Source organism: Acinetobacter sp. ANC 5054 (genome assembly GCF_002135295.1).
Taxonomy (GTDB): domain Bacteria; phylum Pseudomonadota; class Gammaproteobacteria; order Pseudomonadales; family Moraxellaceae; genus Acinetobacter.
The window spans coordinates 17,610-32,106 of the sequence record NZ_NEGG01000015.1; the positions used below are offsets into that span (position 1 = coordinate 17,610).

8 protein-coding genes, 1 tRNA gene and 1 pseudogene are annotated in these 14,497 nt (G+C 40.8%); 3 read left to right on the forward strand and 7 right to left on the reverse strand.

Going from position 1 to position 14,497, the window contains the following annotated elements; translation table 11 throughout:
• Nucleotides 1-11: 11 nt before the first annotated feature.
• The 6 genes from B9T33_RS14005 to B9T33_RS14030 are packed head-to-tail and all read right to left on the reverse strand — an operon-like array spanning nucleotide 12 to nucleotide 9,783.
• Complete coding sequence (locus tag B9T33_RS14005) at nucleotides 12-3,101, reverse strand: efflux RND transporter permease subunit (protein WP_086179516.1); 3,090 nt, start codon at nucleotides 3,099-3,101, stop codon at nucleotides 12-14.
• Nucleotides 3,098-6,208 carry a multidrug efflux RND transporter permease subunit gene (locus tag B9T33_RS14010; RefSeq protein WP_086179517.1) on the reverse strand — a complete coding sequence of 1,037 codons (3,111 nt, stop codon included), beginning with the start codon at nucleotides 6,206-6,208 and terminating at the stop codon, nucleotides 3,098-3,100. Before B9T33_RS14010 ends, B9T33_RS14005 begins: the two co-directional genes overlap by 4 nt.
• A 3-nt stretch (nucleotides 6,209-6,211) precedes the next feature.
• Nucleotides 6,212-7,420, reverse strand: coding sequence for an efflux RND transporter periplasmic adaptor subunit (locus B9T33_RS14015; RefSeq protein WP_086179518.1), 1,209 nt, complete (start codon nucleotides 7,418-7,420; stop codon nucleotides 6,212-6,214).
• Between the two features lie 13 nt (nucleotides 7,421-7,433).
• Nucleotides 7,434-7,781 (reverse strand): DUF3325 domain-containing protein, encoded by a 348-nt coding sequence (locus tag B9T33_RS14020; protein ID WP_086179519.1) that lies wholly within the window; start codon nucleotides 7,779-7,781, stop codon nucleotides 7,434-7,436.
• Nucleotides 7,778-9,475 carry a PepSY-associated TM helix domain-containing protein gene (locus tag B9T33_RS14025; RefSeq protein ID WP_086179520.1) on the reverse strand — a complete coding sequence of 566 codons (1,698 nt, stop codon included), beginning with the start codon at nucleotides 9,473-9,475 and terminating at the stop codon, nucleotides 7,778-7,780. The genes B9T33_RS14020 and B9T33_RS14025 overlap by 4 nt, the downstream gene beginning before the upstream one ends.
• Nucleotides 9,472-9,783 carry a hypothetical protein gene (locus B9T33_RS14030; RefSeq protein ID WP_086179521.1) on the reverse strand — a complete coding sequence of 104 codons (312 nt, stop codon included), beginning with the start codon at nucleotides 9,781-9,783 and terminating at the stop codon, nucleotides 9,472-9,474. The genes B9T33_RS14025 and B9T33_RS14030 overlap by 4 nt, the downstream gene beginning before the upstream one ends.
• Before the next feature lie 210 nt (nucleotides 9,784-9,993).
• On the opposite strand from B9T33_RS14030, the gene B9T33_RS14035 reads away from it, so the two are divergent.
• The 3 genes and pseudogenes from B9T33_RS14035 to B9T33_RS14045 all read left to right on the forward strand — a co-directional run bounded on the left by B9T33_RS14035 (nucleotide 9,994) and on the right by B9T33_RS14045 (nucleotide 14,149).
• Complete coding sequence (locus tag B9T33_RS14035; RefSeq protein WP_086179522.1) at nucleotides 9,994-10,503, forward strand: sigma-70 family RNA polymerase sigma factor; 510 nt, start codon at nucleotides 9,994-9,996, stop codon at nucleotides 10,501-10,503.
• Between the two features lie 14 nt (nucleotides 10,504-10,517).
• Nucleotides 10,518-11,468 (forward strand): annotated as a pseudogene (locus B9T33_RS14040) (FecR domain-containing protein).
• A gap of 164 nt (nucleotides 11,469-11,632) precedes the next feature.
• The gene (locus tag B9T33_RS14045) at nucleotides 11,633-14,149 is read left to right on the forward strand and encodes a TonB-dependent siderophore receptor (protein ID WP_086179523.1); all 2,517 of its coding nucleotides are present in this window, start codon (nucleotides 11,633-11,635) and stop codon (nucleotides 14,147-14,149) included.
• Between the two features lie 243 nt (nucleotides 14,150-14,392).
• Here B9T33_RS14045 and B9T33_RS14050 read toward each other — a convergent pair.
• A tRNA-Ser gene (locus B9T33_RS14050) sits at nucleotides 14,393-14,482 on the reverse strand.
• Nucleotides 14,483-14,497: the final 15 nt, after the last annotated feature.

Consider the following 14,497-nt stretch of genomic DNA (forward strand, 5'->3'; position numbering starts at 1 on the left):
ATTTACCTAAATCAATTGCATGCACATTTTTCAATTTTTCTAAAAAAAACAGCGCATTTTTCTAAAACCAAATACAGCACAGGCGTGGTATATAAGGTGAGTAATTGTCCAAGCGCCAATCCACCGACGATCACAACACCCAAAGGTTGACGTAATTCAGCACCTTCGCCCCAACTCAGTGCCAAAGGGACAGCGCCTAATAGTGCTGCGGTATTGGTCATTAAGATTGGCCTAAATCGAAGTTCCGCAGCGGACACGACTGCTTGATAGGCTGATTTTCCTGCCCGCCTTTCCATCAAAGTAAAATCAATAAGCAGAATGGCATTTTTCACAACCACGCCAATGAGCAAGAACATTCCCAATAAGGCAATCAAGCTAAAGTGAAAGCCACATGTCCAAAGTGTCAGTAAAGCCCCTAAGGCGACTGCGGGTATGGTGGATAGAATGGTAAATGGATGTACCACGCTTTCATAAGTCACGCCCAATACGATATAAATCAGTAAAATCACCACTAAAACCAGTACAGGCGTACTTAAACCACTTTGCATACTTTGCGCTTCAGCTTCTTTATCGCTGGTCATAAAGATTTCGTTCGGCAACATCACTTCAGGTAAAATTGAGCGAATCGCAGCATCGGCTTGTTCATTGGTATATTCTGGTTTGACCACATAGCCAATACCCATCGCAGCGTATTGGTTACGGCGATAAACCCGATCATTGGTGATGCCATAAGACCATGTGGCAAAATTACTCAGTGGAACTGACTCACCCTGCTGGTTCGGTACACGAATATCCGCCAAAGCCTCAGGTTGCTCGGTAAAGCGCTTATCGACTTCCATCACCACATGAAACTGTTGCGTTTGATCATAAATGGTTGAAATTTGACGCTGTGAAAAAGAGTTATTTAGCACACTGGCAATGCTGTCTATATTTACCCCTAAACGTTGCGCCGCCTCACGGTCAATATCCAAAGTCACATGCTGCGCGCCTTCATCCCCCATCGACTCAACTTCTGCAAGTTGAGGGAGTTTTTGCATTGCCAACGCTACTTTGGGTACCCACTCACGTAATAACGCCACGTTGTCAGATTGCAGAAGCAACATGTAGTCTTGCCCACTGCCACCAAACGGGTCATCAAGCTCAAGCTCCTGCTTGACTCTTGCTGAAAAAATTGCCCCTGCCTGCCATGGCGCATTTTGTTTCAAACGCTCTACGACTTCATGAGCACTTTGACCATCACGTTCGGATTTAGGTTTTAAACTTACCATCAAAAATGAGTTGGTTGTCCCACCAGAGCCACCTGAAGTTCCCACAACATTTTGCACAGCAGGATCTTTGAGTAGACTTTCACTAAAAGCTGCAATTTTGGGCTGCATAATCTGAAATGAGAACCCATCATCCCCACGAATAAACGCATCAGCTTGCCCTGTATCTTGCTCAGGCAATACACGTTTAGGCAAAGTCTGATAAACATAAGCAGAACCAGCAATTGCCCCAATCCATAACAAAATTGCCAGGTAGCTATGTTTAAGCATCCATTTTAAAGATGTTAAATAACCCTGATTCAACTTTTGCATCCACCGATGACTATATTGGTACAATGCTTGATGTTGATAACTGACTAATGGCTTTAGACAACGTGCAGATAAACTTGGCGTTAATATTAGGGAAATCACCACAGATAAAATAACAATAAACACCAATGTTAATGAGAATTCTCTAAATAGACGTTCAATCACCCCGCCCATAAACAAGATAGAAATAAAGATCACCACCAACGCCAAATTCATGGCAATTAATGTTGTCCCCACTTCCTGAATGCCTTTTAATGCCGCCTGAACAGGTTGCTCACCTTGCTCAATATGACGTTCAATATTTTCAAGCACCACAATGGCATCATCAACTACCAGTCCGATGGCAACAATTACCGCCATAATGGACAAGTTATTGAGTGAGAATCCTGCCAAATACACCAAACTGCTTGCACCAATCAATACAACAATTAAGGCAACCGCAGGCACTACGGCACTTTGTACTCGCCCCAGCATCAACGCGACAACAACCACCACCAAGAGGATTGAAAGCAATAAGGTATCTCGCGCTTCATCCAAACCGGCCCGAATAATTTTCGAACCATCCATCACGGTTGTAAGCTGAGCATCCTCTGGAATCATGAGTTGTAATTCAGGCAGTCTTTCTTTGATTTTCTCAATGGTTGCAACGGTATTGGCATTCGGTTGCCGGCTGATTTTAATAATGACCGCAGGTTGACCATTATGAAAACCGCTGACATAGCGGTTTTCTACTGAATTTTGAACTTCTGCAACATCTTTTAACCGTACAATCGTTTGAGCATTTTTATAAACTGGAAGATTGGCAAAATCTTCAGCTGTTTTTAAATTACTCGAAAGCGCCACTTGCCAGCGTAATTGATCAGTTTCAACCACACCCAGTGCTTGTGTGCGGTTGCTTTTCACAATCGCTTCACGAACTTGCTCTAAAGAAACACCCTGTGAAATCAGTGCATTCGGATTTAAAGTAATCCGCACCGCAGGCATAGAAGCACCATCAATCGAGACTTCACCAACGCCACTGACCTGTGCCAAATTGGGTTGTAGCAAATCACTGGCAATTTCATACAATTTACCTGCAGATAAATGCTGTGAACTCAATGCCAAGTAAAAAATAGGACTTTGGCTCGGATTGACTTTAAAATATTCAGGTGGGCTTGGCATACCTGAAGGCAACTGCGACATGGCAGCGTTGATGGCCGCCTGTACTTCTCTTGCAGCTTCATTAATGTCCGTTGCCAAGTCAAAATTCAAAACCACTTGCGCTGAACTTTGACTGCTTGATGAGTTAATGGCTTTCACCCCAGACACACCCATCATGGCACGTTCCAGTGGTGTTGCCACAGTAGCAGACATACTTTCAGGACTTGCACCTGGTAAACTTGCCCGTACCACAATGGTAGGTATATCTGCTTGGGGTAAGGCTGCAACGGGTAAGCGTAAATATGCTAAAATCCCTAATAAAACAATAGCAATGGCAATTAAGACACTTGCCACTGGTCGATGAATAAAGGCTGAGAGTAATTTCAAGACTCTCTCCCCGTATCACCTAGAGCGGCTGTATTTGTACCAAGTCGGTTTGAATCTGCTTGACTAAAAGATTGTTGTAATCGATCAAAAAGTAAGTAAACCACAGGCGTAGTAAAGAGTGTCAGAATTTGACTTAACAACAATCCACCTACCATGACAATCCCAAGCGGTTGTCTAAGCTCTGCCCCTGCACCCGATGCCAACATCAATGGAATTGCTCCCACCAATGCCGCTAAAGTGGTCATTAAAATAGGGCGGAAACGCATTAAAGCTGCTTGATAAATGGCTTGTTGCGGCGATAGACCTTCATTACGCTGAGCAGCCAACGCAAAGTCCACCATCATGATGCCGTTTTTCTTCACCAAACCAATCAGCAAGATAATGCCAATCAAAGCAATCATGTCTAATGGTCGGTTCACCATAAACAACGCAAGTAAAGCCCCGATTGCCGCAGAAGGTAATGTGGAAAGAATGGTAATCGGATGAATAAAGCTTTCGTATAAAATGCCTAATACGATATACATGGTGACAATCGCCGCAATCACTAACCAGAATGTATGCTGTTTCGAATTTTCATACGCTGCCGCAGCACCCTGTAGTTTCACTTTTACATCCATCGGCAAATTGAGTTGCCGTTCAACCCGATGGATCACCTTAATTGCATCACCCAATGCCACACCCTCTGCCAAATTAAATGACACGCCGCTGGCTGGGAATTGTGATTGTTGCTGCAAGAGGATCGGTACACGCTTTTGCACAATGGTTGCCACTGAACTCAGTAGAATCGGTTCGCCATTGCTGTTATGAATATACGTTTGGGCCAGAGCATCAAAACCTTGTGTTGAATCTGGCGCAAGTTCTAACACGATGCGGTATTGATTCGACTGCGTGTATAAAGTGGCAATTTGCCGCTGTGCAAACAAGTTTTGCAAAGCCAAACTGATATCTTCAATACTTAAATCTAAACGTGCCGCTGCATCACGATTGACATCAATAAATGCCTGCAAGCCTAATCCGCCACCATCACTGGTGACATCAGCAAATTCAGCTTGTTCGCGTAAAGCATCTACCAAAACGGGTGTCCATTGCTCTAAATCTGCACTGCGCGTTGCAGTAAGACTCAGTTGATATTGCGTTCGGCTAATTTTGTCTTCAATACTCAACTCTTGCACAGGCTGCATCCAGCCTTGAATGCCTTTGACCTGATCAAATTTTCCTCGTAAACGAGTCATGACTTGTGATGCACCATCACGTTCAGCATAAGGTTTCAGATTAATGAGAATCCGGCCATTGCTGAGCTTTGGATTATTGGCATCAATACCAATAAATGAGGACAAACTTTCTACCGCAGGGTCTTTTAAAATTTGCTGCGCCAAAGCTTGCTGACGTTCACTCATGGCTTGAAACGAAATATCATCAGGCGCTTCTGTTACTACTTGAATCACACCACTGTCTTGTATAGGAAAAAAGCCTTTGGGAATCATCCAATACATGACACCTGCCAAAATAACCGTACTCAGCATCACCGCTAAAGTGAATGTTTGATGCTTAAATACCCATTCTAAGCCTTTGCCATATTGCTGAATGACCCAATCCAAGCTCCATCGGCTACGTGATGGCGCATGCTGCGTATTTTTCAGCAAATACGCACACATCATTGGGGTTAGGGTGAGTGAAACGACCAGGGATAATGCAATTGCAGCCGCTAAAGTCACCGCAAATTCATGGAACAAACGCCCCACGACATCGCCCATAAACAGCAAAGGAATGAGCACGGCAATTAACGATACGGTAAGTGAAATCAGGGTAAAACCAATTTCTCGTGAACCTTTTAAGGCCGCTTGCAATAAGCTTTCGCCTGACTCTCGATGTCGAGCAATGTTTTCCAACATCACAATGGCATCATCAACCACAAAACCTGTAGCAATGGTCAGCGCCATCAGCGTTAAGTTATTCACTGAAAAGCCTAAAAAGTGCATCAAAACAAATGTACCGATAATCGACAGCGGTATAGCAATACTTGGAATAATCGTGGCAGAAAGATTTCTTAAAAATAAGAACGTCACCATCACCACGAGACACACTGCAAAAACCAATTCTTTTTGCACATCATGAATCGAACTGCGAATACTCTCAGTTCGATCGGTCAAAATACGAATTTTGACATTGTCAGGGAGATTCTGCTGCAGCTCAGGTAAAACTTGTTTAATTTGATCGGCAACCTGAATGACATTGGCATTGGGTTGACGTTGTACATTGACCAAAATGGCTGATTGATTGTCTGCCCAAGCTGCCATATAACGATCTTCACTGCCCTCAATGACAGTTGCAACATCTTTGAGGCGAATGGGTGCGCCATTATTCCAACGGAGAATTAAAGTTTCATAATCAGCAATTGAGCGAATCTGATCATTGGCATCCAACATTGTGGTACGAAATGGCCCATCAAAACTGCCTTTCGGTTGATTCGCATTGGCAGAATTAATCGCAGAGCGAACATCTTCCGCACTCATTTTATAACTTGCCAGTGCAGCCGGATTCATTTGCACACGGATTGCTGGTCGTTGTCCACCTGCAAGGCTCACCATACCAACACCAGTCAGTTGCGATAGTTTTTGCGCAACTCGAGTATCCACCATGTCATACACAGTGGTTAAAGGTAATGTTTCTGAGCTAATTGCGAGGGTGATGACGGGTACATCAGCAGGATTTACTTTACGGTAAATCGGCGGTGTAGGTAAATCATTGGGTAATTTACTGCTTGCAGTGCTTAATGAAGACTGAACTTCTTGCTCTACCACACCCAATTCAGCACTGAGATCAAACTGCAAGGTAATCACTGATGCCCCCACCGAACTGTTGGATGACATTTGCTTTAAGCCAGCAATTTTCCCCATTTCACGTTCAAGTGGTGCGGTAATCGTTCGCTGTACCGTATCTGGATTTGCGCCAGGCTGAAAGGTATACACCTGAATAATCGGATAATCGACTTGCGGTAAAGCAGAAACTGGAAGCATTCGCCAAGCCAGCAGACCGCTAAACAGTAATGCGAGCATCAGCAGCGTGGTTGCGACTGGACGTATAATAAAGAACCGTGAAATATTCATGATTTATCCAGTAGCTGATTCCATTACAGGGGGATGCGGTTGATCATCAGCAATAATTTGAACTTCTTTGCCATCCGAAAGACGGTCAATTCCCTCAAGTACCACTTTTTCAGTGCCGTTTAAGCCTGCTAAAACTTCAATCTGACCATTGCTGCTTAACCCTAATTTTAGGCTTCTGATCTCAGCTTTATGATCTTTATTGATGATGTAAACATAGGTGCCTTTTGCACCATGCTGAACAGCATCAATAGGAATACTGACAGCGTTTTGAATGGTCTGTGCACTTAAGCGTACATTGACAAATTGATTTGGAAATAAGCTGTCATCACGATTATCAAACACTGCTTTTAATTTTAATGTGCCTGTACTGACATCTATTTGATTATCCAAAGCCTGCACATGCCCCACTGCGAGCTGTTGCTGTTCAGCTTTGTCCCATGCACTGACTTTGACCTGTTGACCTGATTTTAAGGCTTCACGGAGTCCTGTGAGATGATTTTCTGCCACTGCAAACTGTACATAAACAGGATGAACTTGCGTGATGGTCACCAAAGCTGTGCTTTCATTGGCTTGGATCAAATTGCCTGCATCTTTTTGCTTAAAGCCGACGCGCCCATCTATTGGCGAATAGATTTTGGTATAGGACAATTGCAGTTTTGCAGCGTCGACTTGTGCACGATTGGATTGTATTTGCCCTTTCAGCTGATTCACCAAAGCCTGCTGCTGTTCAACTTGCTGTTTAGCAATAGAGTCTTGTTTAAACAGCAATTGATAACGTGCTAGCTCAGTTTCTGCATTGTTTAACTGCGCAAGATTTTGCTGTCTTGCACCCTCCGCTTGCGCCAAAGCCACTGCAAATGGAGCAGGATCAATCTGAGCCAATAACTGCCCTTTTTTTACCCATTGCCCTTCTTTGAAATAAACCTGTTGCAGCACGCCAGAAACCTGACTTTGCACATTCACGGTATGCACTGGAACAACCGTACCAATGGCTTTAATTTCAACATCTAAATTACTGCGCTGTACAGGCACAACGCGTACAGGAACAGGCTTACTCCACTGGCTATACTCTTCATTCGGTTTATTTGAAGCCTTTTTCCAATATATTCCACCAACGATCAACACAACCAATAATAAAAAACCAACAATATATTTCAATTTTCGACCCAATGAATTGCGTTTTTTCGCTACATCTATATTTTGATTACTCATAAAACTTACTCATTTACAGTCGAAAAAATTGCAATCCAATCACAATAAAAAAAGCCATTTTCAATAAATTTAAATTCACTCTAGCTTGATAAGATTGGATAAACACGATTATTCCAGTAATCAGTGTGATGATGCCAAACCATGCGGTAATCCCAATCGAAACACCCCACGCTAAAATACTGTGAAATAATGAAAGTGCTAAAAATGCCCATCCAAAGACCTTAAGTATTTGGATTTTTTTTAAAGATAACGGCGCTTTCAAAACCAGTTTTGCATTGCGTTCCATGGAAAGATTTAAAGCGAATAATCCGAGATAACTCAAAAATATTGCGGTTAAAATATTGATCGCCACTATGCTCATGACAACTCCTCTGACCGCGGAAGTTCAATCACATCATCTGCCGGAGAAACACGTGGTTTTTTGGTTTTTTTAACAACAGGTTTTAAAATAGAATCCCGCTTGTGCCATACTTTGTAAGATGCCCATGTGAGCATTAAACCGATACAAATAAATCCAATATCAATACTGGCTAATGCAAAGTCTTGGTGAAAAAGTGATATGCCTAAATGACGATCTGTGGTTATAAAATTCAATAAAGGAAGTAATAAATAAGCCAAAGCAGCAAAAGCCAATATCTCAATCCAAGCACGGACAATCGGTCGACTTAAGGCATAAATAAAACTCGCCAATAAAGTGATATATAAACAATGCACTTCCCAATTGGCACGGTTAGCGAAATCGGCAGAAATCAGTCGATTTGCCCAGAAATAAACCGCTATTGCCAATGGTAAACCTGCAATCATGGCAATATTTAAACGTTCAACTGAGGCATGCCCAAAACTCATCCGACCAGCTTTTAATTGTTTTGGCCGGCGTTTAACTGTCCACAGCACTAAGCCCGTTGCAATCATTGCCGTACCTAAAAGCCCTGTCAAAACATATAAAATACGTGCAAATGGTGAAGCAAATAAACCTTCATGTAATCCCAGAACTGTTGTACCAAAGACCATTGGGGCTTTGTCTTCATTGGACTTTTCCTGAAACATCTTTTGACCTGTATATAAGTCAAAACTTAAAGATGTGCGTTTTCGTGCAATCGTATCGCTGCCAGTTTGGTAAAATTCAATTTTTGCAGGAGTTTTACCTTGATCAGGATAAAAATTTACCTGACTGATTTTTTGTGATCCGCCCCATTCACTTTGAACTTTTGCAAGTAAAGGCTGAATAGGAACAAATTTCTGTTGGATTTCCCCCATGGCTGGCGGAACAGCAGAATCATCCTTATTAAAACGAGAGTTTGTTGGATAAAGTTCAGCATAATAGCGTTCTGTATTTTCCTCTCCCGAACCATAAACCATTGGAACACCCAAAGGCATATAAGCATTGGCAAAGAAAATTAAACCGCTATACGTGATCATGATATAAAAAGGCAAAGCAATCACACTGATCACATTGTGTGCATCCAACCAAGAGCGCTGGCCTTTGGCGGGTCTAAACGTAAAGAAATCTTTAAATATTTTTTTATGGGTAATGATGCCCGAAATGATGGCAACAAACATGAACATGGTACAAATGCCCACGATCCGAATGCCCCAATCATAAGGAATATAGTGCAAAGCATAATGCATACGATAAAGCGTAAAACCGTCACCCGTTTCACGAGGCTGAATTTGTTCAGCAACAGGTTGCCCTGATGAAACATCAAGTACTTCTTTATGATATTTACCCCGTTCCCCTCCTTCTTTGGGTGGCAAAGTCCAATTGACAGCGAAGTCATCTGCACCGCGCTGATTGGTTAGCAGATTAACGCCCCAGCGTTCGGCTTTTTGAGCGTCAGGATTATTTTTTAAATAATGATAAGCTTTATCCAATTGCTCATTTTCAGGGACAATCACATTGGACTGCAATGCTTTTTCAGGCTGCATCCAACGAGTCAGTTCTATTTGTACATAACCGGCTGTACCAGTTAAAAATACAAAAAATAAAACCCAACCCACAACCAGACCTGTCCATGTATGCAACCAAGCCATACTTTGGCGAAAACCTTCTTTCATGTACTTCCCCAAATTTTTAAGGCACCGACGATACATCCCAAGCTAAAAAGTAAACCCAAGGACAGCCACACCGTATTTAAGATTGTTTTCATACTGAACATTGCCAATATAAAAACTAGCCAAACTATGAAGCTCAGCAAAAATCCTGTATACGTGGCGATTGCAAGTTGATTGGGAAATAGCAAACCAACAGTAGCAACGGTTAAATTTGCAATAAGAAAGCCAGCGAAGACTGCAAGAAAAATTCTGACGAACACGACCAAACGATATTGGTTTTGATCATCCAGCTTTAAAAATAGAAATTTCATTAACTTATTTACTGTAAAAAAAATACAGCACTACCCAAAGATGAGAACGACTTATAGTTAAAGACGGATAAGTCCTAAAAACAGCTCATGATGAGAGATGTTCACTTGTAATTTTTTGTTGCTTTCAATAATGATTCTCATTATTATTAAATTAATTATTATTTTTTGCAAAATCTAGATTTTTGTTGATTTGTATCATAAGGCTATCTAATGAATCTAAATGTACAAAAGCAGTTATGGTTTAGCCATATGTATCAAACACATCAAACAACTTTACTATCCTGGTTTAAGCACAAACTTCAGCATCATCATCAATCTGAAGACTTAAGTCAGGAAGTCTTTTATCGCGCCCTGAAAAGCCATTATCAACATGAAAATATTAAGGAACCCAAAGCTTGGCTATTTGGCATTGCCAAACATGTCATAATCGACCATTGGCGCCATCAACAAGTTGAACGCTTATATTTAGAGGCATTGGCCCAATTACCTGCTGAGTTTTATCCTTCTGTTGAACATGAAATCTGTATTCGTGAGACATTATTCCAAGTCCATAAAGTCTTGGAAGAATTACCTGCACGTGCAGCACAAGTTTTTTTATTGTCTCAACTCGATGGCTTAACCTATAAAGGCATTTGTGCGCAGCTTAATATTTCTGAAGCCACCGTAAAACGGGACATGAAACTCGCTTTTCTTGCCTGTATCAGTCTTCAACAACAATAATTTATCATTCACATATGAAAACTCCAGAAAAACTGTCCAAACACGTTTTAGATGAAGCAACTGATTGGCTAGTGATTTTGCACTCTGGAGAAGTTAGTGATGAACAGTATCAGCAATTTGAAGAATGGAAAAATCAAAAATCTGAAAATACACTAGCCATTGAGCAAGTCCAAAAAGTCATCTCAGGACTCAATGAACTGCCTACAAATTTAAGCCATGAATCTTTTACCCGATCAAAGAATAAACTTCATCAGACATTAAAAAATAATACTTTATTGAGCCTAATTGGCCTTTTCATACTCACATTTTTTTTATATCAATTGCCTTGGTCAAAATGGCAAACTGACTATCACACAGATATTGGTGAAATTAAGAATATTGCTTTGGAAGACGGTTCTCAACTTATACTTGCCAGCAATAGCTATATCAATGTCGAATACACAAAGCAATCCCGGAAAATTAAACTTATTTCCGGTGAAATTTATATAAAAACTGCTAAAGACCCTTATAAACGCCCTTTCTTTGTGAGTACTTCAAATGGTGACTTGGAAGCATTAGGTACCCAATTTACTGTACGGTAAGAAAAGAAAAAAACTAAATTAAATGTTTATGAACATGCTGTAGCCATTCATTCAGCTGGACCTGCAAGAGAAAAAATAATCAAACAAGGATTTCGTGCTGTTTTTAATACTCAACATATATCTAACGCGATTCCTTTAAAAAATGACCAGCCATACTGGACGCAACATTTGCTAGTAGTTGAAAACTGGCCTCTCAAAAAAGTTTTACACGAATTATACCGTTACCAGCAAGGCACGTATTTTATAGATCCCAGTATTGAAAATATTCAAATTTCAGGCGTGTTTTCTTTGGTACACATTGATCAAAGTCTTGAGACCATCGCTCATGCAAACAGTCTTAATTTAGAGTTTTATAGTCCATATATACTTCATATTAAAAAATAGTAATTCGAGTCTTTAATTGCTCTTCAGCGAATGGTGATGCCCCCTCTGTAATCAATAATATTCTGTAGATATCCGATCGGTCCAAAATAACTTGCAATAAAAATATGAGCTTTTTTTTTTATTTATTCGACTTATAGGTAAACATACTTTCAGATGCAAATTTTATGTCAAAATTTCAGGTCAAAACCACATTAGCTATTGCCATTCGAGCAGTTTTATTAGGAGCTCCAGCACTTACAGTTGGAGTACTATCAACCAGTGGCTATGCAGCTGCCGCACAAAATATCACCGTAAAAAAAAGCACACTCGATCAAGCGTTAAAACAGCTTGCTATTCAAACAGGAATAACGATTAGCTATGATGCTCAAGCATTTTCAAAAATAAATAGTAATGGGTTACAGGGTCAATTTTCTCCTGAACAAGCTTTAAGAATTTTATTACAACCAGCTAACTTAGAAGCAATTAAACTTGAAAATGGTGGCTTTAGCATTAAGCCTCTTCACAAAGCAGCCAGTGAAACTCAGTACCCCCAACTCAGCACAACTCAAGCAAGTACAACATCTCAAGATACGAATCCTTCCACCCATGAAGTTACGCAATTACCCGCAATTATAGTCACTGTAAATAAAAAAAGCCCATTAACGACTGAAGGAACCAATTCATATACAGCTAAGGCAACAGCAGCCTCTACAGGTTTAGCCCTGTCATTAAAAGAAACACCTCAATTAGTCAGTGTGATCACACGACAGCAAATGGAAGATCAAAATCTTACTCAGCTTATGGATGTCGCCAATCAAGCCGCAGGGTTGACCATTAAGCAAGGCGGCAATATCGGCTCAGACAATTCTCCAATTTATGCGCGCGGTCAAACTGTAGACAGCTATTTACTAGATGGCATAAAACTACTCAACTCATATTCAAGTATTTTCCAAAGCCAAGACACAGCTCTTTTTGATCGAGTTGAAATTGTTCGTGGAGCAAATGGATTAATGACTGGCGCTGGTACAGCCAGTGCCAGTATCAATATGGTACGAAAGAAGCCATTAAAAGATTTTAAAGCTTCTGTCAGTGCAAGTGCTGGCTCATGGGATACTTACCGCACCGATCTTGATATATCCACCCCACTCAATAAAGAAGGCACAATCCGTGGACGTACAGTGTTTGCATATCAAACAGGCGATTCATATATAGACCGTTATAGCGAGGAACGCAAAGTCGCTTATGGGGTTGTTGAAGCCGATTTAAATGATAATACCAAAGCCAGCCTTGGTGTTAGTTATCAACAAATTGATATAGAAGGCATTGCCCGCAGCGGTTTACCAACTTATTACACAGATGGAACACCTATCGATTGGTCACAGTCTGATTCAGCCGCGGCAAATTGGTCAACATCTGACCGCTCAACAACAGGCTATTTTGCTGATATTGAACATCAACTTAATGATCGTTGGAAAATAAAGGGGCTTGCATCCCGCACCATTACCTCTTCTGATGAAATTGTCGGCTATGTGTTTTCCGGTTCAGGAATAAATAAAGAAACTGGCGCTGGCAGCGTGCTTTATGGAACACGCTGGGACTATAAACCCACCCAAGATTTATTTAATTTAACACTGAATGGCTCATTTGATTTGTTTAATCAAACGCATGACGTTGTTGTTGGAACAACTTATGCTAAAAGCAAAAATAAGCGCCCAAGCTCAACGGGTTGGAATACTAGTACCATAGATAATATTTTTACTTGGGATGGCTATACGCCAGCTAAACCAGATTTAAAAACCAATGGCTGGTATAGTACAGATGAAAAAAGCCTCTCCGCATTTAGTGCCGCCCGCTTAAAACTGAGTGACCCGCTTGCTATGATTATCGGTGCCCGATTTGATGATTGGGAACGAATTTCAAAAACCAATCCGGAAACCGGCGGCACTGCGACAAACAAAAAACAAACCGAAAAAGAAATCATTCCTTATATTGGATTAACATACGATTTCACTCCACATTGGACAGCCTACACCAGCTATACAACTATTTTCTCTCCACAAGATAAATATGATATTAGCGGGAATTTTATCGATCCATTGGTTGGCAATAGTACTGAAATTGGCGTTAAAGGTGAATTTTTTGATAATCAGTTAAATATCGGTGCAGCCATCTACCAAACCAAAGAAGACAATAAAGCTATTTTAATTACTGGCGCGCCACAAATTACTCTGCCTAATGGACAAAAAGTATCCCCATATCGCGCGGAATCAGGTACAAAAAGTCGCGGTATTGAGTTAGAAGCTACAGGGAAAATTACTGATTTATGGCAACTTTCAGCAAGCTTTACACGTAATCTTTCCCAAGACAGCAAAGGTGACAGCCTAAATAGTGATGTGCCTAATAATACAGCTAAATTATTTACGACATATACATTATCTCAGTTAGATGAAGCACTCACCATAGGTGCAGGAATCCGTTGGCAAAGTGATATTTACACATATGTCAAGCGTACTAATTCATTTAAATCAGAACAAGGGAGCTATGGCATAGTTGATTTAATGGCGCGCTATAAAATCAATGAAAATCTCACAGCGAATTTAAATATTAATAATCTATTGAATGAAAAATATCATTTATCGACTTTAAATAGTTACTATGGTGCACCAACTAACTTTCAGGTAGGTGTAAAGTATAATTGGTAATATTTAAAATTTGGTAATATTAAAGGCTTATTTATTGCACAATATTTGTCAATGAATAAGCCTACCCAATGCTGCACGTGCATAATTTTACGATATTAGGCCGACCTCATACCCAAGTTATCACTTAACTTTGAGTCGCTTAGGAGAGTTCTACTTTTAAAATCTTTGTGCAACAAAGCCGTTTGTAATTAAAAACTATAGATAAAAAAAGCCCCTGTATCACTACAGGGGCTTTTTCGAATTTGGCGGAAGCGGTGAGATTCGAACTCACGGAGGACTCGCGCCCTCGTCGGTTTTCAAGACCGGTGCATTAAACCGCTCTGCCACGCTTCCATGTGCGCCATAATA

Coding starts and splice junctions, on each gene's coding strand:
- B9T33_RS14010 (WP_086179517.1), bottom strand. CDS start 6,208: ATGAATATTTCACGGTTCTTTATTATACGTCCAGTCGCAACCACGCTG.
- B9T33_RS14015 (WP_086179518.1), bottom strand. CDS start 7,420: ATGAGTAATCAAAATATAGATGTAGCGAAAAAACGCAATTCATTGGGT.
- B9T33_RS14020 (WP_086179519.1), bottom strand. CDS start 7,781: ATGAGCATAGTGGCGATCAATATTTTAACCGCAATATTTTTGAGTTAT.
- B9T33_RS14025 (WP_086179520.1), bottom strand. CDS start 9,475: ATGAAAGAAGGTTTTCGCCAAAGTATGGCTTGGTTGCATACATGGACA.
- B9T33_RS14030 (WP_086179521.1), bottom strand. CDS start 9,783: ATGAAATTTCTATTTTTAAAGCTGGATGATCAAAACCAATATCGTTTG.
- B9T33_RS14035 (WP_086179522.1), top strand. CDS start 9,994: ATGAATCTAAATGTACAAAAGCAGTTATGGTTTAGCCATATGTATCAA.
- B9T33_RS14045 (WP_086179523.1), top strand. CDS start 11,633: ATGTCAAAATTTCAGGTCAAAACCACATTAGCTATTGCCATTCGAGCA.